Raw genomic sequence first — 24,387 nt, forward strand, 5'->3', positions numbered from 1 at the left:
GGCCGGCGACACGGATTACCATCCTGACGGACGGGTAGGGCGACTTATCGCCTGTCTGTACATTCGCACAAATAGGGTTGCCACGATTATATTTTTCGTGCAGTATAGCTGGGTGGCAACCGGCAGCGTTCGGTTGCCCCGATCAGCGATGAGGCGGCTCACCCCGTTTCTTTTCGCCCCCCGCATCCGTCGGGGGGCATTTTTCGACACGCGGCGTAGCGTTCCCACATCTGCCGCGTCTGGCGCTCCCAGCGCCGAATCGGACCATCGTGCCTGCGCGGCTCCCTGCCGCCGATCGGCGCGTCCCACCGGAGAATTGGATGAGCGAGCTGCTTTCACTCACGCATGCGCTGGCCTGGCCGCTGGCGCTGACGCTGGCCTGGATGACCGGCGAACTGCTGTACCGCTGGGCCAATGTGCCGCGCATCTCCATCTATGGCTTGTGCGGCTTCGTGTTCGGCAACCTGTCGAGCGGCTATCTGCCGCCGGCCCAGGCCGACAACTTCATGATGCTGGCCAACCTCGGATTCGGCCTGATGCTGTTCGAGCTCGGCTACCGCATCAACCTGCGCTGGCTGCGCACCAATCCCTGGCTGCTGCTCACCTCGGTGCTGGAAGCCGGCCTGACCTGGGCCGCCGTGTATTACGTCTCGCGCATCTGCGGCCTCGCCGTGCTGCCGGCCTGCCTGCTGGCGGCCCTGGCCATGGCCAGCTCGCCGGCCGGCCTGCTGCGCATCGTCAACGAGCAGGGCGGCGGCGGCCAGGTGACCGAGCGCGCCATGCACCTGACGGCCCTGAACTGCGTGCTGGCCGTGTTCGTGTTCAACGTGACGGTGGGTTTCGGCGTGTTCCAGACCTCGGGCGACGTGGTCCACGCCAGCTGGACCGGCCTGGTGGTGCTGGCGGCGTCCAGCGGCCTGGGCGCGGCGCTGGGCTGGCTGCTGCCGCTGTGGCAGCGCGTGGCCGGCCATGTGCGCTCCAATTCCACGCTGACGTTCGCGGTGTTCGTGTTCCTGCTGGTGGCGATCACCCATGTCCTGAAACTGTCGCCGGTGCTGGCGGCGCTGACCTTTGGCCTGGTGGCGCGCCACCGTCGCGTCACCCTGAGCCCGGCCCAGCGCAACTTCGGCGCCCTGGGCGACCTGCTCACCGTGCTGCTGTTCTTTTTTGTCGCCACCACCATCGCCTGGCAGCCGACCGCCGAAGGCCTGATGCTGGGGCTGTTGCTGCTGCTGGTGCGCGCCCTGGTCAAGGTAGCGGTGTGCACCGCCACCGCGCGGGTGTCGGGCATCTCGGCGCGCAAGGGCGCCCTGACCGGGGTGGCGATCATGCCGCTGACGGTGTTCGCCATCATCCTGATCGAGCAGACCCGGCGCTCGGGCGTCGACCTGTTCGACACCCTCGCGCCACTGGCGCCATTGGCCGCGATGGCCATGATCCTGGAGGTGCTGGCGCCGATCCTGACCCAGATCGCGCTGACCGGCGCGCGCGAGTCGGGCTTTGCCAAACATAAGAATGTCGTGAAGGAGGACAAGGATGCCGCTGCCTGAGTTTTCGCGCTCGGAACCGCTGACCATGGGGGTCGAGCTGGAGTTGCAGCTCGTCGGCCTGTCGGATTTCGACCTGGCCCCGGCCTCGCCGGACATGCTCGACCTGCTGGCGCGCGCGCCGTTCCCCGGCGCCGTCACGCCCGAGATCACCGAGAGCATGATCGAGATTAACAGCAGCATCCATACCGGCTACGCGCCGCTGGTGGACGAGCTGCGCCTGATCCGCGACACCCTGCTGCGCGCCGGCGACCGCCTGAACGTGGGCGTGTGCGGCGGGGGCACCCATCCGTTCCAGCAGTGGACCGAGCGCCGCATCTACGAAAAGCCGCGGTTTCGCGAAGTGTCGGCGCTGTACGGCTACCTGGCCAAGCAGTTCACCGTGTTCGGCCAGCACGTGCACATCGGCTGCGGCAGCGGCGACAATGCCTTGTTCCTGCTGCACGCACTGAACCGCTACATCCCGCACTTCATCGCGCTGTCGGCCTCGTCGCCCTTCCTGCAGGGCAGCGACACCCAGTTCCATTCCTCGCGCCTGAACTCGGTGTTCGCCTTCCCGCTGTCGGGCCGCGCGCCGTTCCTGCTGAAATGGGAAGACTTCGAACGCGATTACTTCAAGCGCATGGAAGACACCGGCATCGTGCGCAGCATGAAGGATTTTTACTGGGACCTGAGGCCGAAACCCGAGTACGGCACCATCGAGCTGCGCGTCTGCGACACCCCGCTCACGGTCGAGCATGCGGCGGCCCTGGCCGCCTACCTGCAAGCCCTGTGCAGCTACCTGCTGGAAGGAAACGAACCACCGCCGCGCGAGGACGATTACCTGGTCTACAACTACAACCGCTTCCAGGCCTGCCGTTTCGGGCTCGACGGCAATATCGTGATGCCGCAGGAACACCAGCCGGTCACCTTGCGCGACGACATCCTCGCTACGCTGGCGCGCATCGCGCCGCACGCCGAGCGGCTCGGATCCAGCGCCGCGCTGGCCCACCTGTCCCGGGTGACGAAGGCGGTAGGCGACGCCGAACAGCTGCGCATGGTGCACGAGCACGAGGGCAGCGTCGAGGCGATGGTGAATCTGGCGCTGGGGAAATTCCGCGGCGAGGTGTAGACCTTACGACTGGCTGAGCGGTATCTTGCCAGCCGCCTCGTCCGCATCCAGGCGGGCGATCAGCATGGCCAGGTCCTGTTCCAGGCGCAGCAGGGTCGCTTCGTCCAGCGTCGCCAGCGCGCTCGGCAGCACGCCGGCCGCCGGGCCGGGTACCCGGCGCAGCACTTCCTGGCCCGCCGGCAAGATGCGCAGCGCGACGTTGCGCCGGTCCGCTCCTTCGCGCGCCGCCACCACGTAGCCGCGCTCGACCAGTCCACGCACCAGGTTGCTGGCGGTCGACTGGTGGATGTCCATGGCGCGCCCCAGGCTGGTGGCGCCGATGCCCGGCTGGTTCTCGATCACCGACAGCGCCCAGACCTGGGCTCCGCCCAGGCCCGAGTCGCGCTCGAGCTGGCGAAAATGCGTCTTGACGGCATTGAAGACGATACGGAACTGGCGCAGCACGCGCTGGGGCGGCGCATCGAGGGACGCGGGCAGGGATTCTGGATGGGGTTCGGGCGGCATGGGCGAGATGATAATGCAACAGCCCGCAAAGCGGGGCCGGCCAGCGCGCTTTTTCTTGGCATGCGAAAGTCCCCCGAACGCCCCGTTCTGCGCTAGCATCGATTCATGCGAAGCGCATCCGCCAGCCCTGGTGTCCCGGAGCGCGGCCTGTCACGGGCCGCGATGGGCACCTGCGTGCTCGGCCTCGTGCTCACCTCGCTGCTGTGCGGCGCGGTGCGCAAGATGGAATACGACCGCGCCCAGGCCGAGTTCGAGCAGCGCGCCGTGGTGCGGGTCGCGGGCGTGACGCGCGCCTTCGCCGAGGCTACCGACGCGGCGCGCGCCGTCAACCTGTTCTTCCGCGCCTCGGCCGACATCACGCGCGAAGAGTTCGATTCCTTCGCCCAGCCGCTGGTGGCGCGCCACGGCTACATGCAGGCAATGATATTCCAACGCTTCGTGGGCGACGCCGAACGCGCCGCCTTCGAGGCCAAGCGGCGCGCCTTCTGGCCCGGCTTCGAGATCCGCGAACGCATCAAGACCGGCGCGCCCGCCCTGACCCGGGCCGGCGTGCGCTGGCGCTACCTGGTCAACGACTACGTGGCGCCGATCGTCGGCAACGAGGTCGCGTTCGGCTACGACGCCTGGTCCAATCCGCCGCAGCGGGTCGATACCCAGCGTGCGATCGACACCGGCGAGCCGGCCGCCAGTCCCATCATCAACCTGCTGCAGGGCGGCGGCGCCCGCCACGGAATCCTGATCATCCTGCCGGTCTACCGGCCCGGCGCGCGGCCCCTGGCGACGCCGGAGCGGCGCGCGGCCGTGGTCGGCTCCACCGAGGTGGTGATCGACGTCGCCCAGCTAGTGGGCGGCACCCTGGAGGCGGTGCGCCTGCTCGACGACGACAATTTCGCCTTGTCGCTGCGCGGCCCCGACGCCCTCGGCAACGTGGTCACCGCCTACCAGCACGGCAGGCTGGCCACGCCCGAGGGTTGGTGGGAGCGCTTGCTGGACGGCATGAACCTGCGTCACGTGGAAGAGTTCGAGATCGCCGGCAGTCCGTGGCAGGTGGTGGTCGAGGAACAGCCGCCGGCCCTGGGCGCCCACATGGCCGAGCTGGTGGCCATGGTGCTGGGACTGATCCTGAGTTTCGCCGCCGCCGGCCTGGTGCAGCAGCGGGTGGCGCGCACGCGCCGCATCCAGGCCCTGGTCGAGCAGCGCACCGCGGCGCTCGAGCGCGCCACCGGCTCGCTGCGGCTGTACGAACGCGCGATGGAGGCCAGCGCCAATCCGATCCTGCTGGTCGACGCCCAGCAGCCGGGCTACCCGATCGAATACGCCAACCCGGCCTGCGAGCGCACCTTCGGCTATCCGGCGCGCGAGCTGGCCGGCCAGCCGCTCAAGCTGCTCGCCGGCCTGGATGCCGACCAGCCCTCGGTGGAAGAGCTGCGCCAGGCCTTGCGCCAGCAGCGCGAGGAGCACGCCCTGGTCACGGCCCATACCCGCGACGGCGTGGAGCTGATCAGCGACGTCTACGTGGCGCCGGTGCGCCGTCCCGACGGCCAGGCCGGACATTTCGTGGTCACGGTCTACGACGTCACCACTGCCAAGCGCTACGAGGCCGAGCTCGAGCGCCATGCCCACTACGACACGCTCACCGGGCTGGCCAACCGGTCCCTGCTGTCTGACCGCATCGAGCGCGCCATCGCCAATGCCGGCGGCATGCCGGTATGGACCGTGCTGCTCGACTTCGACCACTTCAAGCTGATCAACGACACCCTCGGCCGCCGTGCCGGCGACGAGGCGCTGCGCATGCTCGCCGCGCGCATCACGGGCGCGCTGCGGCCGGTCGATACCGCGGCCCGGGTCGGCGGCGACGACTTCGTGCTGGTGCTGGTCGGCGTGGCCGACGAACGCCAGGCCGCGGCCCGCATCCAGCAGGTGCGCGAGGCGGTGGGCGAACCGATCCAGCTGGCCGGCCAGCGCCTGGTGCTCAGCTGCAGCGCCGGCGTGGCCGCGTTCCCGGCCGACGGGCTGGACGCCGACACCCTGGTCAAGCACGCCGAGATCGCGATGTACCGCGCCAAGGCCATCGGCCGCAACGGCGTGCAGTTCTATGCGCCGCACATGAACGCCCAGGCCTTCGACAGGCTGGCCCTGGAGAGCGCGCTGCGCCATGCGCTGCAGGAGGACCAGTTCGAGCTGCATTTCCAGCCCCAGGTCGACCTGGCCAGCGGCCGCGTGGTCGGCAACGAGGCGCTGATCCGCTGGCGCCATCCGCTGCTGGGCACCGTGCGGCCCGACCGCTTCATCGCCCTGGCCGAAGAGACCGGCCTGATCGTGCCAATCGGCGCCTGGGTGCTGCGCACCGCCTGCCGCCAGAACCGGCGCTGGCAGCGCGCCGGCCTGGGGCCGCTGCGCATCGCGGTCAACCTGTCGGCGCGCCAGTTCGCCGAACCCGACCTGGTCGACACCGTGGCCCAGGTGCTGGTCGAGACCGGGCTGGCGCCGGCCTCGCTCGAGATCGAGCTTACCGAGAGCATGATGATGGCCGACGCCGACGCCGCCATCCACACGATGGAATGCCTGAAGCGCATGGGCGTCAAGCTGTCCATCGACGACTTCGGCACCGGCTACTCGAGCCTGCAATACCTGAAGCGCCTGCCGGTGGACGTGCTCAAGATCGACCGCTCCTTCGTGCAGGACATCGTGGGCAACCCGGATGGCGCGGCCCTGGTCGACGCCATCATCTCGCTGGCGCACGGCCTGCGCATGCAGGTGATCGCCGAAGGGGTGGAGACGATCGAGCAGCTCGACTACCTGCGCGGCTGCGGCTGCGACGAGGTCCAGGGCCACGTCTACAGCCGACCGCAGCCGGCCACGCGGGTCGAGGCGCTGCTGCGCGCCGGGCGGGTGGAGCCCGCTGCCAGCACCGCCTAAGGCCCAGTACTTCCCGTCCCGTGCCGTGGCGGCCGTCGCGGTCGGCTATACTTGCGCCACATTGTTACTTTGATCAGGGCAGGTAGAGCGAGTGGACCAACAACAGGACAACGAGAACACGGACACCGCGGATACCGCGCAAACCGTGCAGCAACGCATCAAGCAGCTCTCGCGGCGCATCGCCCGGCGCCTGCTGGCCGGCGCCTCGACCCGGGCCGGCGCCCTCAAGACCGGCGCCCGCGCGCGCCTGCACGGCCGGCCGCTGCCGGTCAAGCTGGCCCTGGTCGCGCTCTGGAGCATGGCCGCCGGCCTGATGGCGGTGCTGGCCTGGCTCCTGATCCTGATCCCGTTCACTCCCGGCATCGACGACCTGGAACAGGTCAGCCGCTCGCGCCCGTCCGTGATCCTGGACGCCGGCGGCCGGCCGCTCGGCACCTTCGAGAAGGGCCTGCAGGAGCGCGTCAAGCTGTCGCAGGTGTCGCCGCACGTGGTCGAGGCGCTGATCTCGACCGAGGACCACCGCTTCTACCAGCACCACGGCGTCGACTTCAAGCGCGTCGCTGGCGCGCTCTGGGCCAGCATCAAGGGCGACCCGCAGGGCGGCTCGACGATCACCCAGCAGCTGGCGCGCAATATGTTCCCGCAAGAGATCGGCCGCGCGCGCAGCGTGAACCGCAAGATGAAGGAACTGATCACGGCGATCAAGATCGAGAACACCTACAGCAAGACGCAGATCCTGGAAGCCTACCTGAACACGGTGCCTTTCCTGTACAACGCCTACGGCATCGAGATGGCGGCGCGGACCTATTTCGGCAAGCCGGCCCTCAAGCTCGACGTGCTGGAGTCGGCGACCCTGGTCGGCATGCTCAAGGGCACCCATTACTACAATCCGGTGGCCAACCCGGAACGCTCGCTGGCGCGCCGCAACGTGGTGCTGGGCCAGATGCGAAAGCACGGCGCCTTCGACGACAAGCGTTATGCGCAACTGGTCAAGCGGCCGCTGCGCCTGCGCTTCGCGCGCCTGCCCGACCGCAGCGGCAAGGACGACCATTTCACCCACCACGTGCGCAAGTGGCTGCTCGACTGGGCCGACGAGAACGACTACAACCTGCAGCTCGACGGCCTGGTGGTGCGCACCACGCTCGACCCTGAACTGCAGGCGGCGGCCGAGCGCGCGGTGCGGCGCCAGGCCGACATCCTGCAGGCGATCGCCGACGTCGAGTGGGCCAACCCCAACGTGCCCCGTTCGACCGCCACCGCCACCTATACGGCGATCCGCCCGAACATCGATCCGTTCTCCTACTACTGGATCACCAATGCGCGCGCGCTGGACGCCTTCGTGCGCGAGAGCGGCGCCTATCGCAGCGCGGTCGAAGAGGGCGAGGAGCCGGCGGCGGCTCTCAAGCGCCTGAAGGCCGACCGCGGCTTCATGAATGAACTGAAAAGCGCCAAGTCGCGCCTGGAGGCGGGCTTCGTCGCGGTCGACCCGGCCAGCGGCGAGGTCAAGGCCTGGGTCGGCAGCCGCGACTTCGAGCGCGACCAGTACGACCACGTGGCCCAGGCCGCGCGCCAGCCGGGATCGACCTTCAAGCCCTTCGTCTATGGCGCGGCGCTCGAGCGCGGCATCCCGCCCGACCAGGCCTACCGCGACGTTGTGCTGGAATTCAAGGGCGACCATGGCGAGGTGTGGAAGCCGACCGATATGGACGGCAACAGCGGCCGCTCGATGCCGATGCGCGACGGCCTGGTGTTCTCGAAGAACACGATCACCGCCCAGGTGAGCCATGAAGTCGGCATCCAGCCCATCGTGCGCCTGGCCCAGGGCCTGGGCATCCGCCAGAGCAGGCTCGAAGCCGTGCCCTCGCTGGCCCTGGGCACCAGCCCGGTCACCCTGCTCGAGATGGTGAGCAGCTATGCCACCATCGCGGCGCTGGGCGAGTACCACAAGCCGATCTTTGTCCGCACCATCGAGGACCGCGAGGGCAACGTGATCGCCGATTTCGGCACCGGCCAGCCCGAGCGCGCGATGTCGCGCGAGTCGGCCGAAGCCCTGATCGACATGCTGCGCGGCGTCGTCACCCGTGGCACCGGCAATGGCGTACGCAGCCGCTTCGGCATCCGCGGCGACCTGGCGGCCAAGACCGGCACCAGCCAGAACAACCAGGACGGCTGGTTCATCATGATGCACCCGAACCTGGTGGCCGGGGCCTGGGTCGGCTTCAACGACAACCGGGTCACCATCCGCAGCAGCTACTGGGGGCAGGGCGGACACAATGCGGCGCTGGTGGTGGGCGACTTCTTCCGCGGCGCTTTTGATGCCGGCAGCCTGGACGCCAAGGCCACCTTGCCCGGCTGGCGCCCGCCGGAGCCGCGGCGCTACGTGGTGGAAGAGGAGCCGGAAGAGATCTTCATGGACGAGGCCCAGGAAATCGTACCGGAAGGCGGCCCGGAGGAAATGCCGGTGGCGCCGCCGCCCGAGGCGGTAGAGCCTCCGATCGAACCGCTCGAGGCGGCGCCTCCGCCTAGCGCGCCGCCGACCGGGTTCCCGACGCCGTCGGAGCTGTAGCCGACGCCGATGCCGGCGCCGCCGCTGGGGTTCCGACCAGGGCCGGATCGGCCTTCAGCAGCGGATAGGGATTGATGGCGCCACCGGTGTCGTAGATCCCGTAGTGCAGGTGCGGCGGCGTGCCCTTGGCATTGCCCGTGTCGCCGACATGGCCCAGCACCCGGCCGGCCTCGATGCGCATGCCCGGCTGGACGTCCGAATAGCTGTCCAGGTGGGCGTAGTAGTGGCGCTGCCCGCCGGGTCCCAGCACCCACACGACCAGGCCGCCGAGGCGGTTGGTGCCCACCTGGGTGACGATGCCTTCGGTGCTCGACACCACCGGCGTGCCGCGCCTGGCGAAGATGTCGATTCCCTCGTGCTTGCGGCCCTCGCTGCGCGCGCCGCCCCAGGTGTCGCGCAGCGCGCGCTGGCGCACGCCCTCGACCGGCACCGGCAGCGCCTGCGGCTTGGGCATGGCGGCCAGCCGCATGGTGTACAGGGCCCGCTCGATGTAGGGCTCGAGCAGGCCATACGCCAGCACCAGGACGATGGCGGCGAAAAGGGTGCGCAGGAGGACAGCCATTTACAGGATCGGCGTGCCGCCCGTGACGGCGATACGCGCCCCCGAGATATAGCTCGCCTCATCGGACGCCAGCATCACGAACACCGGCGCCACTTCCTTCGGCTGGCCGGCGCGCTTCATCGGCACCTGGCTGCCGAAGTTCTCGACTTGTTCCGGCGGCATCGTCGACGGAATCAGCGGCGTCCAGATCGGGCCCGGCGCCACCGAGTTCACGCGGATGCCCTTGTCGGCCAGCAACTGGGCCAGGCCGGCGCTGAAGTTGGCGATCGCGCCCTTGGTGGTGGCATATGGCAGCAGGGTGGGCTTCGGATTGTCCGAGTTGATCGAGGTGGTATTGATGATCGAGGAGCCGGGCGCCATATGCTTCACCGCTGCCTTGCAAAGATGAAACATGGCGGTGATGTTCACCTTGAAGGTATAGTCCCATTCGTCGTCCGGGATCTCGTCGAGCGAGTCGTGCGACATCTGGAAGGCGGCGTTATTCACCAGCACGTCGATGCGGCCGAACTCGGCCACCGCCTTGTCGATGATGGCGCGGCAATGGGCGCGCTCGGCGATGTCGCCCGGCACCAGGATGGCGCGGCGCCCGGCTTCCTCGACCAGGCGCGCGGTCTCTTTCGCATCGTCGTGCTCATCGAGGTAAGAGATCAGGACGTCGGCGCCTTCGCGCGCGAAGGCCAGCGCGACCGCGCGGCCGATGCCGCTGTCCCCGCCGGTGATCACGGTGGCCTTGCCCTGCAGGCGGCTCGATCCGCGATAGCTGGTTTCGCCATGGTCGGCTTGCGGGTTCAACGCGGCTTCGTGGCCGGGCGGTTGCTGCTGTTGCTTCGGAATTTCCATTGTGTGCTCCATGTCTGGGTGAAAAGAGAGCGCGGACCGGCCGGCGGCCGGTCCGCCCGATCGAACGGGATGCCGGTCAGCGGCCGAGGTGTTCGCGCACTGCTGCCGCGCTTACGCCGACCTGGTCGACGGCACGCTGCAACTCCTCGCGGGTCACGCCCAGCGCTTCGGTCCAGTAACGCACCTCGTGCTCTTCGTGCATATTGATGCGCGTACGGTCCTGCTGGCCGCGCTTGTTCAAGTCATCCGACATGATGTGCTCCTGATAAGACGATGAGTCACAGGGTGACAGCCTCGGGAGCCAGGTTCCGTTAGGTGCCACACGCTAGGTGGAGATCCGGCTCGCCAAGCGCGCCGGCATGCCAGCCGCCGCGTTTTGAGGTAGGCTTGCGGTATTCGAATAGCAATAAATACCGATCATCAGGAGACTCCATGGCCGCCCCCTACGCTACTTCCCAACCCGAACGCAGCTCCATCGACGCCACCCAGGGCCTGGTCGCCCTCGACTTCGGCGCCAACTGGTGCGGCTATTGCCGCGCCGCCGAGCCGCTGATCGACCAGGCGCTGGGCGACTATCCGGCCGCCCGCCACATCAAGGTCGAGGACGGCCCGGGCCGCCCGCTGGGCCGCTCGTTCCGCATCAAGCTGTGGCCGACGGTCGTGGTGCTGAAGGATGGCCAGGAAGTGGCGCGCGTGGTGCGTCCGGTCGACGCCGACGCGGTGCGCCAGGCCCTGGCCCAGGCGGGTGCATGAGCGAGGCGGCGGCGCAAGCCGCGGGCAACAAGCCCCGCACCGTCCTGTTTGCAAGCCTGATCGGCACCACGATCGAGTTCTACGACTTCTACATCTATGCCACCGCCGCGGTGCTGGTATTTCCGCGCCTGTTCTTTCCGGCCGCCGACCCGGGCGCGGCCGTGCTGCAATCGCTGGCGACCTTCGCCATCGCCTTCTTCGCGCGCCCGGTCGGCTCGGCCGTGTTCGGCCACTTCGGCGACCGTATCGGCCGCAAGGCGACCCTGGTGGCGGCCCTGCTCACGATGGGCATCTCGACCATCCTGATCGGCATGCTGCCCACCTATGCCCAGATCGGCGTGGCGGCGCCGCTGCTGCTGGCGCTGTGCCGCTTCGGCCAAGGACTGGGCCTGGGCGGCGAATGGGGCGGGGCGGTGCTGCTCGCGACCGAGAACGCGCCGCCGGGCAAGCGCGCCTGGTACGGCATGTTCCCCCAGCTGGGCGCGCCGATCGGTTTCTTCCTGTCGGGCGGCGTGTTCCTGTTGCTGGGCGAGCTGATGAGCGACGACGCCTTCTTCGCCTGGGGCTGGCGGATTCCCTTCCTGGCCAGCGCCTTGCTGGTGGCGGTAGGCCTGTACATCCGCCTGAAGATCACCGAGACCCCCGACTTCCAGAAGGTGCTGGACCAAAAGGCGCGGGTCAAGGTGCCGATGGTGGCGGTGCTGCGCGACCACCGCCGCGCGCTGGTGCTCGGAACCCTCACCGCCTTGTCGACCTTCGTCATCTTCTACCTGATGACGGTGTTCGCCCTGAGCTGGGGCACGGCGCAGCTGGGCTATACGCGCCAGGAATTCCTGGTGCTGCAGCTGTTCGCGGTGGTGTTCTTCGCGCTGACGATTCCGCCGTCGGCGCTGCTGGCCGACAGCCGCGGGCGGCGCACCGCCATGATGCTGGTGAGCGCCGCGATCGCCGCGTTCGGCCTGCTGTACGGGCCGCTGTTCGGCGCCGGCGGCTGGGTCGCGGTCACCCTGTTCATGGTGCTCGGCATGTGCCTGGTCGGCTTCACCTACGGCCCGCTCGGCACCTTGCTGGCAGAAATGTTCCCGGCCGAGGTGCGCTACACCGGCGCCTCGCTCACCTTCAACTTCGCCGGCATCCTCGGCGCGTCGGTGGCGCCGTATATCGCGCTGTGGCTGGCCACCAACCACGGGCTGGAATTCGTCGGCTATTACCTGAGCGGCGCGGCCCTCGTCAGCCTGGCAGCCCTGGCGCTGGCCAGGGGCCTGGTGCCGGCCGCCGCGAGGTGAGCGGGCGTCGCTTCGGGCATCTCGGGGCGCGGACTCCCACCTCCGCCGATGAAGCCTTCCTCGACGCGCTCTACCTCGACTCCCGTCCGGACCTCGGCGCGCTGCCGGTGCCGCGCGGCGTCATCGAAGGCATCGCGCGCCATCAGCGCGCGATGCAGGTCGAGGATTATGCGCGTCGCTTCGCCGCACTCGAGACCTGGCTGGTGACCGAAGGGGAGGTCCCGCTAGCGCGCGTCGTGCTGGCGGAGTCGGATGGCGTGCTGCGGGTGGTGGACCTGTCGGTGGCGCTGGCCGCGCGCCGCAAGGGCATCGCCGGCAGCGTCCTGCGCGCGCTGCAGGATGAATGCGAGCGCATTACATTGCGTGTCCGCACCGGGAACCTGGCCGCACGCCGGCTTTACGACAGGCTGGGTTTCACGCCCGTGCGAGTCGACGAGGCCACCCTTGAACTCGAATGGAGCCAAAAGGCAGAGCATCCGGAATGATGTGCGCGGCGTATGTGCGAGATCTACAGGAGATCTCCCATGGCCGCAACCGCCCCCGCCACCAAACCCGGCACCGTCCTCTTCGCCAGCCTGATCGGCACCACGATCGAGTTCTACGACTTCTACATCTACGCCACCGCCGCGGTGCTGGTGTTCCCCCAGCTGTTCTTTCCGGCCCTTGACCCCGCCGCCGCGACCCTGCAATCGCTGGCGACCTTCGCCATCGCCTTCCTGGCCCGTCCGGTCGGTTCGGCCCTGTTCGGCCACTTCGGCGACCGCATCGGCCGCAAGTCGACCCTGGTCGCGGCCCTGCTCACGATGGGCATCTCGACCATTGTCATCGGCCTGCTGCCCACCTACGCCCAGATCGGCGTGGCGGCCCCGCTGCTGCTGGCGCTGTGCCGCTTCGGCCAGGGGCTCGGCCTCGGTGGAGAGTGGGGCGGGGCGGTGCTGCTCGCCACCGAGAACGCGCCGCCGGGCAAGCGCGCCTGGTTCGGCATGTTTCCACAACTGGGAGCGCCGATCGGCTTCTTCCTGTCCGGCGCCACCTTCCTGCTGCTGGGAGAGGCGATGAGCGACGAAGCCTTCTTCAGCTGGGGCTGGCGCGTTCCCTTCCTGGCCAGCGCCTTGCTGGTCGCGGTCGGCCTGTACATCCGCCTGAAAATCACCGAGACGCCCGACTTCCAGCGGGTGCAGGCGCGCGGCGCCCAGGTGAAACTGCCGATGGTGACGGTGGTGCGCGAGCATGGCCGCACCATGCTGCTGGGCGCGCTGGCGGCGATGGGCGGCTTCGCCTTCTTCTACCTGATGACGGTGTTCGCGCTCACCTGGGGCACGACCCGGTTGGGTTTCACGCGCCAGCAATTCCTGCTGCTGCAGTTGTTCGCGATCGTGTTCTTTGCCCTGACCGTCCCCTTGTCGGCGCTGCTGGCCGACCGCGTCGGACGGCGCGTGGCGCTGATCCTGGTGAGCGTGGCGATCGGCAGCTTCGGCCTGCTGTATGGTCCCCTGTTCGGCGCCGGCGCCTGGCTGCCAGTGGGGATCTTCATGGTGCTGGGGATGTCGCTGGTGGGCTTCGTCTATGGCCCGCTCGGCACATTCCTGGCCGAGCTGTTCCCGGCCGAGGTGCGCTATACCGGCGCTTCATTGACCTTCAATCTCGCCAGCATCCTGGGGGCATCGGTGGCGCCCTATATCGCGCTGTGGCTGGGCACCAGGTATGGCCTGGCGCAGGTCGGCTACTATCTCAGTGCGGCATCGCTGGTCAGCCTGGCGGCGCTGGCGCTGCTCGGCCGCCGGCGGCGTCAGAACGAATAGACCATCGTCAGCGAGGTCTGGGTATCGGTATTCTTCTTGTCGTCCGGCACATCGCTGTCGTTGCGGACGCTGAAGCCGGCCTTCATCTGCATGCTGCCGTTGATCTTGGTGCTCAGCGAGGTCTCGGCCACCGAATGGGTATTGCCGGTGCCTTTCTCGACGCTGACGGTCTGGGCGAAGAAGGCCGAGGGGCTGACCTGCCAGCGGAACTGGGCCGCGCTGCGCACAGTCATGCCGCGCTCTTCCTCCTCGTTGTCGCGCTTGCCGACCGAATAGCCAGGACCGATCTCGACGTCGAGCGTCTTGTCGGGCGCCGTGTACCAGCGCGAGCCGTAACCGATGCCGACCGTCGAGTACTTGCGATAGGCGCCGAACCGGTCGTCGGTGTGGGTGGCCAGCACGAAGGCGCGGCGGCCGTCGCCCAGCAGCTTGAGCGAGGCCTTGGCCGAGGTGGCCCAGCGCTGGGCCGAGCGGCTCTTCACGGGCTCGCCGAACTCGTCCTCGTATTCGTCTTCCTTGAAGTAGCCGCTGGCAATGAACTCATGGCTCCAGCGCGCCGTCTCGTGGCGGGCGTCGATCTTGCCCGTGACGGAGGTGCCGTTGGTATTGCCCGAAGTCGTGATCGCGCCCAGTTCGGCGGAGGTGAACCAGCCGCCATCAGGAATCGCCGGCATCGCGACGGCGAGCGGCGCGTGGACGTCGCCGATTTGGGGAAGATCGGGAGCGGCAAGCGCCGCACCCGGGATGCCAGCCAAGGCCAGCGCCAGGATCGAGAGTGGTTTCATCAGCATCTAGCGGCCGCATGGGCCGCGCCGTACCGCGTGGCGCGCCCAGGGCGACCGGCCCATCGTTCGTGGATCGTGCGCGACCGTGGTGGTAGCCGCGAGTAGACAGACATTGTAACGCAAAGACAGCGCGAAGCGATGCAATCAGGCACGAACCGGGCGCTGTTTAGTAAAGCCCGGCGCGAACGACCGGTCGATTTTTTTGGGCGCTGTTCGCGTTATTTCTGCGAACCTTCCCGGTCCAGTCCGGTCTCAGTACTGTCGAGTCATCCTGAAGAGGCTGCCGTGGACGGTCTGGATTTCAGTACATTGTTTGCCGCCCTGCGTGGCGTCACGCTGGGCCATCAAGAACGTTCACAGCTACGCGCCTGGCTGGCCACGGTCGACGATGCGGCCGACGCCGTGGCCAATTGCGCTGCGCTCATCGAACAGGCGGCCATCGGAAAATGCTGTCCCCGCTGCGGCGGCGCACGTTCTCACCGCTGTGGGCGTGCCAGCGGCCTGCAGCGCTGGCGTTGCCTGGCGTGCGGGCGCAGCTTCAACGCCCTGAGCGGCACCCAACTCGCCCACCTGCGCAAGAAAGAACATTGGCTGCATTACCTGCAGTGCCTGCTGGATTCACGCACCGTGCGCGCCAGCGCCGAGGTCGTCCAGGTGCACCGCACCACCAGTTTTCGCTGGCGCCACCGCATGGTGGCCGGGTTCACGCACGAGCGTGCGGCGCGCCTGGCGGGCGTGGTCGAAGCGGACGAAACCTATCTGCTGGAATCGCAAAAGGGCTCGCGCAAGCTGACCCGACCGGCGCGGCGACGGGGTGGCGTGGCCAGCCACCGCGGAATCGGACGCGACCACGACTGCCTGCTGGTCGCGTGCCAGCGCGGCGGCGCAGCGCTGGATTTCCACTGCGGGCGCGGTCCGGTCACGGGCGCCGAGCTCGATCGGTGCCTGGGCCCCGTGCTGACGCCGGATTCGCTCCTGATCAGCGACGGCGCCATCGCTTATCGCGGGTTCGCCAAGCGTCACAGCATTTTCCATGAGGCCATCAACCTACGGGCCGGAGAGCGGGCGCGCGGTGCAATCCACCTGAACAATGTCAACGGCTGGCACAGCCGCTTCAAGCGCTGGCTGGTGCGCTTTCACGGCGTCGCCAGCCGCTATCTTATCCATTACTCGGGCTGGCGACGGGTGCTCGACGCGGGTGCTTTACTTGCACCGTCTCAATTGCTGGAGGCCGCTGTCAAAGCAGTCTGATCCGAGCCTTGTGCCGAATTAACGCGAACAGCGCCATTTTTTGAGCCGCTACGCTCCGATGTAGACGATCTTGAAAGCGAACAGCCCCGCGATTACCCACACCACCGGCTTGACCTCGCGCGCGCGCCCGGTCAGCAGCTTGAGCACCGCATAGCTGATGAAGCCGAAGGCGATGCCCTCGGCGATCGAATAGGTGAACGGCATGCCCAGCGCGGTGACGGCGGCCGGGATGCTCTCGGTGCTGTCGCTCCACTCGACGTCGCCCAGGTCGGACAGCATCAGGCAGGCCACGAACAGCAGCGCCGGCGCGGTGGCGTAGGCCGGCACCACGGCTGCCAGTGGCGCGATGAACAGGCAGGCCAGGAACAGCGCGGCCACGGTCAGCGCGGTGAGGCCGGTGCGCCCGCCGGCCTGCACGCCGGACGCGCTTTCCAGGTAGGCGGTGGTGCTGGACGTGCCCAGCACGCTGCCGGCGACGATGGCGCCGCTGTCGGCCAGCAGTGCCTTGCCCATTTGATCGCCGCGAGCCATCTTGTCCTCGCTCAGCAGGCCGGCGCGGCGCGCCACGCCCATCAGGGTACCGGTGGCGTCGAACAGCTCGACCAGGAAGAACACCAGCACCACATTCAGGATGCCGGCGGCGAGGGCGCCCGGGATGTCGAGCTGGAACAGCGTCGGTTCGATCGACGGCGGCAGCGAGAACAGGCCCTGGTAGGTGTTCCCGCCGAAGAAGAAACTGAGCACCGTCACGAGCACGATGCCGATCAGGATCGCGCCGCGCACCCGCAGGCGGTCCAGCGCCACGATGGCGAAGAAGCCGACGGTCGCCATGATCGCGGCGGGCTGGTGCAGGTCGCCGGCCTTGACCAGGGTGGCTTCGTTGGCGACCACGATGCCGGCGTTCTTGAGGGCGATCAGGGCCAGGAACATGCCCAGGCCCACCGTGATCGCGACCCGCATCGAGCGCGGGATGCCGTCCACGATCATGGCGCGCAAGCCCACCATGGTGACCACGATGAACAGGCAGCCCGAGATGAACACGGCGCCAAGCGCCGCCTGCCAGGGGATGCCCATGCCGAGCACCACGGCATAGGCGAAATAGGCGTTCAGGCCCATGCCGGGCGCCATCGCGATCGGGTAGTTGGCGTACAGGCCCATGATGGCGGTGCCGCCGGCGGCCACCAGGCAGGTGGCGACGAACACCGATTCCTTCGGCATGCCGGCGTCGCCCAGGATCGAGGGGTTGACGAAGATGATGTAGACCATCGTCAGGAAGGTGGTCAGTCCGGCCATCATCTCGGTGCGGATGTTGGTCTTGTTTTCGCTGAGTTTGAAGAGTCGTTCGAGCATGGGGGACTTTCGGGATGTGTTTTTTGCCCGAAGCATAACACCGGGACACGGCGCCTGCAGCCCGCGGCGCTACGCCAGGGCGCGCGGCGGTGTTACCATGCCGGCTCGAACCTCCATCCATTTTTTCACACCATGCCGAAGAACAAGCGTCCCGCACCCCGCACCTCGAACAACACGCGCGAACCCGACACCGATGCCCAGGCCCGGCTGATGGCCGACATGGCCCTCGAGATCGCCGAGCGCGAGGACGAGGCGGCGCAGGGCGGCGAGCAGGCGGAGGCCCTCGCCAGCCTGGTGCGCAAGGCGATCCGCAAGAAGCACGACGAGGTGCTGTACGAAGCCATCGAACTGGCGCGCTACACTGATCCGCTGGCCTGCCGCCTGCTGCGCGCGCGCGTGGAAGAAGAAGCCGCTACCCTGCGCATCCGGCGCGAAGACGGCCCCGAGTACGAGATCGACGCCTTCCTGGTGCCGCTGTTCGTGCGCAGCCGCGGCGGCCTCGATGCCCGCGAAAACTTCCAGGACCCTAGCGCCTTCGAAAGCCTTTCCGCCAGCTTCCAGTCCCATGGCCTGGACAGCAAGGGCGCCAGGGTCGTGCTGCTGCAGCATGCCTACGACCTGGCCGAGATCGACCACATCGCCTACGGCACGCTGCACCAGATGCTGCGCGAAGCCGCCGCGTCGCTGCTGGAAAAGAAGCTGCAGCCTGCGCCGACCATCGAGGCCAGCATGCGCGGTTGGACCGGCGAGCCGGTAGCGCCCGACGAGACCGCGCTCGAACTGCGCTTCCTGCTCGGCTTCTCGCTCAAGCGCGCCGACGATCCGTTCTACCGTGTGCCGCGCGACGAAGCGGGCAGCGACGCCTATTTCGCGGCGCGCATGGAGCGCTACCGCGCCTGGACCGAGGCCGTCGCCCCGCTGGTGGCGCGGGTTCTATCGTCCGACCCGGACCGCCTCGAGCTGAACTTCCTCTACCAGGACCTGTTCTATGGCGCCAAGGAGCAGGGCGTGGCCGAACTGGCGACCCTCGGCGTGCTGGCCGAGGCCAAGCGCCTGCTGGCGGCCAAGGACCTGGCGCCGGACGCGGTGCACGCCGCGGTGGCGCCGCTCGACATGGGCGAGCACGTGATCCTTCGCGCCAACCTGTATGCGCTCGACGGCGGCCAGCCGTGGGGCAGCGTCGAGAAGCCGGTCGACCTGGCCGGCGACCTGGCCGCCGAAGTCGACGAATTGTGCGATGCATTATTGTCGCTGGGCCTGGAAGGCGTCTCGATCGCCGCCGGTTTCAGCGCCGACGGTCACGCCGAAGGCGCCGAGCCCTACCATCCCGCCTGACGTTCCCTTCTGTCACCGCCCAGCGACCGGACCTTGCCGGATTCTGGCCGCGAGGGCGGTAAACAGGCGCTTTCGGCCCCCGATTTCAGTGCATACCGTAAAGTTTTTGCCGTTTTTTCGTAGTGGATTTTCCTGTGTTGGTGTAGGACGCCCCTTACAGAAAATTGCTCGATAGACGGACTCTCCCTATGAGGCCCAGCATTCGGAGGCAATATTTTGTTACATCCTGCGCAATGTTGCTTTGCACAACTGAAAATATTGGGAAAATTGCATGATACGATTCCGTGGTCCGACCGGCTTCCCGTGCAGCGCCACGGCCTTGTGAGAGAGAGAAGAAGCGGTCCGGTTTGACCTTACCAAACAACTAGAGCGCCGCCAAGGCGAAAGGAAATCGACATGCCGACCCTGATCGTGTTTTGCCACCTCCGCTGGGATTTCGTGTTCCAGCGTCCACAGCACCTGATGACCCGCCTGGCCGAACACTACAACGTTCTTTTCGTCGAGGAACCGATGCATACCGCAGGGGAGGCACGCCTGGAAAAGACCGTGGTCGCACCGAACATCACTGTGTGCCGTCCGCACACGCCGATCCAGCAGTTCGGCTTCCACGACGACCAGCTGCCGACCCTGCAGGCGCTGCTGGCCAACCTGGTCCCCGAGGACGAAGCGCCGATCGTCTGGTTCTATACCCCGATGGCGCTGCCGCTGCTGCAAGTCTTCAAGCCGTCCAAGGTGATCTATGACTGCATGGACGAACTGGCCATGTTCAAGAATGCGCCGAAGCAGCTGCTGCAGCGCGAAAGCGCACTGCTGAACATCGCCGACGTCGTCTTCACCGGCGGCCCGAGCCTGTACCAGTCTAAACGCGACCGCCACGCCAACGCCCACTGCTTCTCGAGCAGCGTCGACGCCAAACACTTCCGCCAGGCCCAGGATCGCGCCATCTCGCATCCGGACCAGGCCCACATCGCGCATCCGCGCCTGGGCTTCTATGGCGTGATCGACGAACGCTTCGACGTCGACCTGGTCTCGAGCATGGCAGATGCGCACCCGGACTGGCAGATCGTGCTGGTCGGCCCGGTCGTCAAGATCGACCCGGCGACCCTGCCCAAGCAGCCGAACGTCCACTACATGGGCCAGCGCACCTACGACCAGCTGCCGCAGTTCCTGGCCGGCTGGGACGTCTGCCTGCTGCCGTTCGCGATGAACGATTCGACCAAGTTCATCAGTCCGACCAAGGTGCTCGAATACATGGCGGCCGAGCTGCCATGCGTGTCGACCCCGATCACCGACGTCAAGGTGCCGTATGGCGACGTGGTGGAGATCGCCGAATCGCACGGCGACTTCATCGCCGCCTGCGAGCGCCAGCTGGCGCTGGGCGACGACGAACGCCAGGCCCAGGCCCGCCGCATGCGCGAAGTGGTGGCCGGGACCTCGTGGGACCTGACTGCCAGCCGCATGCACGAACTGATCGGCAGCGCCGTCGCGGGCAACAAGGTCGAGCGCTTCTTTGCCAACAGCCAGGAAGCGGTGCGCGTGCCGGCGGAGCAGTTGCCGGTGGCGCAGGTGGGTTGAATTGATCGGGCCGGTCAAGCCCGGCCTGCATGCTGAATACGTCGTTACTGCCACTGGCAGTAACGACTCCCCGCGCAGGCGGGAACAGCGCCACTGGCGCTGTTCCCCCCAAGTACTGCTAGCGCTGTCGAAATGCGCGCAAACTTGGGTCCCCGCCTGCGCGGGGACGACGTTTTTACGCTGACAAAAGAAATTGGCGCCCGTGAAGCGCCATCAAATCACACCCTCCTGAGCACGTCCTCGATCGCCTCCACCGTCGCCGGCTTGGTCAGGTGTTCGTCGAACCCCGCCGCCTTGGTCCTGGCCCGGTCCGCCTCTCCACCCCAGCCAGTCAGCGCCACCAGCCGGATTCCGGCCAGGCGTTCGTCTTCCCTGATCGCCGCCGCCACTTCGTAGCCCGACATGCCCGGCATGCCCAGGTCCAGGAATACCACGTCCGGCATCAGGCTGGGCAGCATGCGCAGCGCCTGGCGGCCGTCGTTGGCCACCGGCGCGCGGTGGCCCATCATATTGAGCAGGGCGGCCAGGGTCTCGGCCGCGTCGCGGTTGTCGTCGACCACCAGCACGTTGCGGCCCGGCGGCGCGGCATCGGATGCCGTCCCGGGCGTGCCGGCCTCGTCCGGGGGCAACCCTGCATGCGCATCGGCGACCAGCGGCAGGCGCACCGTGAAGGTGCTGCCGGCATTGGTGCCGGCGCTGGCGGCGCTCACGCTGCCGCCATGCAGCTCGACCAGGCTGCGCACCAGTGACAGGCCGATGCCGAGCCCGCCGGATCCGGGCTGCTGCGCCTGGCCGACCTGGGTGAACATGCGAAACACGTCTTCCAGCGCCTCGGGCGCGATGCCGATCCCGTTGTCGGACACCGTCACCACCGCCTGCTCGCCATCGCGCCTGGCCTCCAGCGCGATGCGTCCGCCCTTGGGCGTGTAGCGCGCCGCATTGTTCAGCAGATTGCTCACCACCTGGGTCAGGCGGGTCGGATCGGCGTCCAGCACGAGGTCTTCCTGCGGCAGGCGCAGGTCGAACGCATGACGCGCCGCCTCGATCAGCGGCATGCTGGTTTCAACCGCGGCCGCGAGGATCGTCGACAAGTCGACCCGCTCGCGCCGCAGCTCGACCTGGCCGCGCGTGATGCGCGCCACGTCCAGCAGGTCGTCGACCAGGTTCACCAGGTGGTCGAGCTGGCGCTCCATGATGTCATGCACGCGGCTGACCGCATCGAGGTCGGCGGGCGAGCGGCGGATGAACTGCAGCCCGCTGCGGATCGGCGCCAGCGGATTCCTCAGTTCGTGCGCCAGGGTGGCGAGGAACTCGGTCTTGAGGCGGTTGGCTTCGGACAGGTCGGCCGCCATGCGCCGCAGCGCGGCCTCGGACCGGCGCCGCTCGGTAATATCGGTGAACAGCACCGCGACCTGGTGCCGTTCGGGCGGCCCCAGCCGCGTCGCGTGCACGTCGTACCAGCGGTGCAGGCCCTTCGCCTCGTTCTCGAAGCGCACCGCCTCGCCAGTCTGCGCCACCTGCCCATAGATGTCGAACCAGTGCTGCTCGTGGGTTGGCACCATCTGGCGGATCGTCTTGCCCACCGCGTCGATCAGACCGGTGTGCTTGACGAAGGCCGGATTGGCCTCGACGAACAGGTAGTCGCAGGGCTTGCCGTCGGCATCGTAGATCATGTCGATCACGCACAGTCCCTCGTCGATCGAGTCGAACAGGGTGCGGTAGCGCTCCTCGGTGGCGTGCAGCTGCTGCTCGGCCTCGCGCTGGCGGGTGGCGTCCATCACCACGCCGTGCACCCCGAGCGGCGCCCCATGGTCGTCATACTCGACGTGGCCGCGCGCGATCATCCAGCGCCAGCCGCCGCCGGCGGCGCGGACGCGGTAGGTGGCGGCGTAGGCGTCTTCGCCATCGATGGCCGCGTTGATCAGGGCGACGGTCGACTCGACGTCGTCCGGGTGAAAGGCCGCCAGGTAGGCGGCCAGCGGCGCGTCGAGGCGGCGTTCCTGCGGCACGCCGAACAGCGCCGCCATGCGGGCGTCGGCCTCGACCCGGTCGGCCCCAATGTCCCACGACCAGGTGCCCAGTTCGGCGGCTTCGATGATGCGCTGCAGGCGTGAGCGGGTCTGCTCGAGTTCGGTTTCGGCGCGGTGGCGCTCGAACTGGCTGTTGAAGGCCTCGATGTAGAAGCGCGCCTTGGCGCGCAGGATCGTGGCGGAGAGCGGTTCGGTGAGCACGGCGATGGCGCCGGCGTCGTACAGCAGTTCCTGGGGGAAGGGCAGGGGTTGCGGCAGGCCCATCGCCACGATCGGGGTGCGGCTCGAGCGCTGGTTGGCGCGCACCGCGCGCACCGTCTCGAGCATGCCCTCGGCATCGCCCGAGTAGCCGACCAGGATCAGGGCGAAGTCGCCCGTGCGCGCCTGGGCCAGACCGTCGGCCGGCGTGGTGGCCCGGACGATGTCCTGGTCCAGTTCGCGTGAGACCTGGTTGACGATCGGATCGTCGATCGCGCGCTTGCAGATGAAGAGAACGCTCCTGTGGCTGCCGTGCGGTATGGTGTCATTCAAGGTGATCGAAACCCGATAGTATAGTTATTTCGGCAATCTAAGTGCGGAGCCGGGCCGTGTCAACGATTTTGCGCCATTCCGTGGCGCCGGTCTCAGGACTTGTCCGGCACCGGTTGCGAGGGTACCGGCGTGCGCAGGGCCTCGGGAACTGCATCGGCGATCCCCTGCGACGGGGCCTGGCCGATCCTGCGCGCCTCGTCCGACTGCTGGTCGAGGTTCACTTCCTCGGCCACGTCGAAGCGGCCATCTTCGGCGCCTTCGTCGCCAGGCAAGAGATTGTCGGAACGGTTTTCCTGGCCGCCGGCGGGAACCGGCACATCATTCTTGCGGTCTGAGTTTTCGGGAGTGCTCACGCCAACCTCCATGGTGTGTTTGACATGCCCCGATTATGGCGCAGCGCCCCCGCGTCAGGCGCACGCCAGCGGTAGCGGCCCGGCGTGCCGCGGCTTGCCGTGTTCATGGGCGGCGCTTCTTGCGCGGCAGGTTTTTTTCCAGGATGGCCCACAAGATCAAGCCATAGGCCAACAGCCTGATCAGGTAGTGCAGCGGAGAGTCCTCGCCGCCGCCGTCGCGCATGACCGCATACACGCGGTGCAGGCCCTCGATCGCGAACGACAGGGCGAAATACAGGAAGAAGCGGTCGCGGCTGGCGCGCCAGAAGCGCAGGAAGAACAGGGCGATGATCAGGGAAGCCATGGCGATGGCGCCGGCCAGCATATGTGTCATCGCTTCATTCCTTCTCGTAGATCAGGCCGTAGAGCAGGAGCAGGCAAGCCACCAGCGCGCTGGCCTGGCGCCACGGCAGCAAGTCGACCTGGGTCGGGAACACGACCTTGTCCAATAACAGCAAAAAATTATTCAAGGTCATGCCAGCGAAACAGGCGCCGCTCCAGAACAGGAGCCGGAGGCGCGTGCGCCGGTAGCCGGCGAACAGCAACACGGCGCAGGTCAGCGCGGTCAGCATGCAGAGGGTATAGATCACTTCGCCCATATCACATCGTCCCGAAGGTAATGCTCATTATTCTTGTCGGCGCTCGGCGCCTGCTCATTGCGTTCAGTTTATTGCATACAACCAGCTTGCCACATACCCGATTTCATTCGTCCTTGCGCAGGCGGAAGGCATCCGCGAACTGCCAGGCCTGGCGCTCCAGGCTCGAATGAATCAGGTGGGTGACTTCCACCAGGTGCCGCGCATACAAGTCGGCCAGGCGATCGATGCGTTCGCGCAGGGCGTCGTTGACCGGCTCGTAGCGGTAGCAGTGGGCGGCGGGCGGACCGCAGGATTGGGCAATCCCCGCCGTGCACAGGTCGGACAGCAACTGGCTCGCCACGCGCTCGCGGATGTAGAGCCGGCTGGCCAGCATCGCGCTTTCCCACTGCTGGGTGGGGTCGGCGCGCAGCAGCAGCAGGGCTTCCAGGAAGGGCACGGAGGGAATGCTCGTCAAGACGAAACGGCGTAGATCCTCCGGGATCGGCGGGTGGGTCATTCGTGGTGAATTTGTTTCCCAAATGGAAAATCTTATTGAGAAAGCGTTAATTTTAAAACATTCCACGTGGAATTGCTCGCGCAATCGTGCGCGCCTACGCACCCTAAATTGATACTCAGGAGCACATGCTCAGCTAAAATGCCCGCTTTCTTC

22 protein-coding genes are annotated in these 24,387 nt (G+C 67.5%); 11 read left to right on the plus strand and 11 right to left on the minus strand.

The annotated features are described in order from the left end of the window. Window positions 1-320 precede the first annotated feature (320 nt). Complete coding sequence (locus J3U95_RS11895) at window positions 321-1,550, plus strand: cation:proton antiporter (protein ID WP_208278805.1); 1,230 nt, start codon at window positions 321-323, stop codon at window positions 1,548-1,550. Beyond that, window positions 1,537-2,658, plus strand: a complete 1,122-nt coding sequence (locus J3U95_RS11900; protein ID WP_208278806.1) for a YbdK family carboxylate-amine ligase — start codon at window positions 1,537-1,539, stop codon at window positions 2,656-2,658. The genes J3U95_RS11895 and J3U95_RS11900 overlap by 14 nt, the downstream gene beginning before the upstream one ends. Before the next feature lie 3 nt (window positions 2,659-2,661). Here the strand turns inward: J3U95_RS11900 and J3U95_RS11905 are convergent, their stop codons facing one another. Next, a complete protein-coding gene (locus tag J3U95_RS11905) occupies window positions 2,662-3,162 on the minus strand; it encodes a MarR family winged helix-turn-helix transcriptional regulator (protein ID WP_208278807.1) in 501 nt (166 codons plus the stop codon). A gap of 105 nt (window positions 3,163-3,267) precedes the next feature. Here J3U95_RS11905 and J3U95_RS11910 point away from each other — a divergent pair, with 105 nt between their 5' ends. Both J3U95_RS11910 and J3U95_RS11915 read left to right on the plus strand, forming a co-directional pair. Beyond that, window positions 3,268-6,081, plus strand: coding sequence for a bifunctional diguanylate cyclase/phosphodiesterase (locus tag J3U95_RS11910; RefSeq protein ID WP_208278808.1), 2,814 nt, complete (start codon window positions 3,268-3,270; stop codon window positions 6,079-6,081). 91 nt (window positions 6,082-6,172) lie between these two features. Then, window positions 6,173-8,647: a penicillin-binding protein 1A gene (locus tag J3U95_RS11915; RefSeq protein ID WP_208278809.1), complete on the plus strand. Its 2,475-nt coding sequence runs from the start codon at window positions 6,173-6,175 to the stop codon at window positions 8,645-8,647. Here J3U95_RS11915 and J3U95_RS11920 read toward each other — a convergent pair. From J3U95_RS11920 to J3U95_RS11930, 3 genes are all read right to left on the minus strand, one after another. Then, entirely contained in the window at window positions 8,604-9,209 is a 606-nt protein-coding gene (locus J3U95_RS11920; RefSeq protein WP_208278810.1) for a M23 family metallopeptidase, read from the minus strand. The genes J3U95_RS11915 and J3U95_RS11920 overlap by 44 nt on opposite strands. Next, the gene (locus tag J3U95_RS11925; protein WP_208278811.1) at window positions 9,210-10,049 is read right to left on the minus strand and encodes a glucose 1-dehydrogenase; all 840 of its coding nucleotides are present in this window, start codon (window positions 10,047-10,049) and stop codon (window positions 9,210-9,212) included. A gap of 76 nt (window positions 10,050-10,125) precedes the next feature. Continuing rightward, complete coding sequence (locus J3U95_RS11930; protein ID WP_208278812.1) at window positions 10,126-10,302, minus strand: DUF3606 domain-containing protein; 177 nt, start codon at window positions 10,300-10,302, stop codon at window positions 10,126-10,128. Window positions 10,303-10,481: 179 nt separating this feature from the next. On the opposite strand from J3U95_RS11930, the gene J3U95_RS11935 reads away from it, so the two are divergent. From J3U95_RS11935 to J3U95_RS11950, 4 genes are read left to right on the plus strand one after another with little or no spacing between them, the layout of a single operon-like run. Continuing rightward, entirely contained in the window at window positions 10,482-10,802 is a 321-nt protein-coding gene (locus J3U95_RS11935; RefSeq protein ID WP_208278813.1) for a thioredoxin family protein, read from the plus strand. Then, entirely contained in the window at window positions 10,799-12,088 is a 1,290-nt protein-coding gene (locus J3U95_RS11940; protein ID WP_208278814.1) for an MFS transporter, read from the plus strand. Before J3U95_RS11935 ends, J3U95_RS11940 begins: the two co-directional genes overlap by 4 nt. Continuing rightward, window positions 12,085-12,573, plus strand: coding sequence for a GNAT family N-acetyltransferase (locus J3U95_RS11945; protein WP_208278815.1), 489 nt, complete (start codon window positions 12,085-12,087; stop codon window positions 12,571-12,573). The genes J3U95_RS11940 and J3U95_RS11945 overlap by 4 nt, the downstream gene beginning before the upstream one ends. A 39-nt stretch (window positions 12,574-12,612) precedes the next feature. Then, entirely contained in the window at window positions 12,613-13,890 is a 1,278-nt protein-coding gene (locus J3U95_RS11950; RefSeq protein WP_208278816.1) for an MFS transporter, read from the plus strand. Here the strand turns inward: J3U95_RS11950 and J3U95_RS11955 are convergent. After that, window positions 13,878-14,681, minus strand: a complete 804-nt coding sequence (locus J3U95_RS11955; RefSeq protein WP_109347794.1) for a DUF481 domain-containing protein — start codon at window positions 14,679-14,681, stop codon at window positions 13,878-13,880. The genes J3U95_RS11950 and J3U95_RS11955 overlap by 13 nt on opposite strands. A 288-nt stretch (window positions 14,682-14,969) precedes the next feature. On the opposite strand from J3U95_RS11955, the gene J3U95_RS11960 reads away from it, so the two are divergent. Continuing rightward, window positions 14,970-15,926: an IS1595 family transposase gene (locus tag J3U95_RS11960; RefSeq protein WP_229519802.1), complete on the plus strand. Its 957-nt coding sequence runs from the start codon at window positions 14,970-14,972 to the stop codon at window positions 15,924-15,926. A gap of 48 nt (window positions 15,927-15,974) precedes the next feature. On the opposite strand, the gene J3U95_RS11965 is transcribed toward J3U95_RS11960, so the two are convergent. Further along, entirely contained in the window at window positions 15,975-17,276 is a 1,302-nt protein-coding gene (locus J3U95_RS11965) for an NCS2 family permease (RefSeq protein ID WP_208278818.1), read from the minus strand. A gap of 132 nt (window positions 17,277-17,408) precedes the next feature. Here J3U95_RS11965 and J3U95_RS11970 point away from each other — a divergent pair, with 132 nt between their 5' ends. Together J3U95_RS11970 and J3U95_RS11975 are read left to right on the plus strand one after the other, a co-directional pair. Continuing rightward, a complete protein-coding gene (locus tag J3U95_RS11970) occupies window positions 17,409-18,611 on the plus strand; it encodes a DUF2863 family protein (protein WP_208278819.1) in 1,203 nt (400 codons plus the stop codon). A 396-nt stretch (window positions 18,612-19,007) separates the two neighbouring features. Beyond that, window positions 19,008-20,186 (plus strand): glycosyltransferase, encoded by a 1,179-nt coding sequence (locus J3U95_RS11975; protein ID WP_208278820.1) that lies wholly within the window; start codon window positions 19,008-19,010, stop codon window positions 20,184-20,186. Between the two features lie 218 nt (window positions 20,187-20,404). Here the strand turns inward: J3U95_RS11975 and J3U95_RS11980 are convergent, their stop codons facing one another. From J3U95_RS11980 to J3U95_RS12000, 5 genes are all read right to left on the minus strand, one after another. After that, window positions 20,405-22,747, minus strand: a complete 2,343-nt coding sequence (locus tag J3U95_RS11980) for a hybrid sensor histidine kinase/response regulator (RefSeq protein WP_229519785.1) — start codon at window positions 22,745-22,747, stop codon at window positions 20,405-20,407. A gap of 92 nt (window positions 22,748-22,839) precedes the next feature. Further along, window positions 22,840-23,100: a hypothetical protein gene (locus J3U95_RS11985; RefSeq protein WP_208278821.1), complete on the minus strand. Its 261-nt coding sequence runs from the start codon at window positions 23,098-23,100 to the stop codon at window positions 22,840-22,842. Between the two features lie 103 nt (window positions 23,101-23,203). Beyond that, window positions 23,204-23,473, minus strand: coding sequence for a DUF5985 family protein (locus J3U95_RS11990; protein WP_208278822.1), 270 nt, complete (start codon window positions 23,471-23,473; stop codon window positions 23,204-23,206). 4 nt (window positions 23,474-23,477) lie between these two features. After that, window positions 23,478-23,738 carry a DUF5985 family protein gene (locus J3U95_RS11995; RefSeq protein WP_208278823.1) on the minus strand — a complete coding sequence of 87 codons (261 nt, stop codon included), beginning with the start codon at window positions 23,736-23,738 and terminating at the stop codon, window positions 23,478-23,480. 103 nt (window positions 23,739-23,841) lie between these two features. After that, a complete protein-coding gene (locus tag J3U95_RS12000) occupies window positions 23,842-24,192 on the minus strand; it encodes a hypothetical protein (protein WP_229519786.1) in 351 nt (116 codons plus the stop codon). Between the last annotated feature and the right edge of the window lie 195 nt (window positions 24,193-24,387).

The sequence above is a fragment of the Massilia oculi genome (genome assembly GCF_017582745.1).
GTDB classification, from domain to species: Bacteria; Pseudomonadota; Gammaproteobacteria; order Burkholderiales; family Burkholderiaceae_D; genus Telluria; species Telluria oculi_A.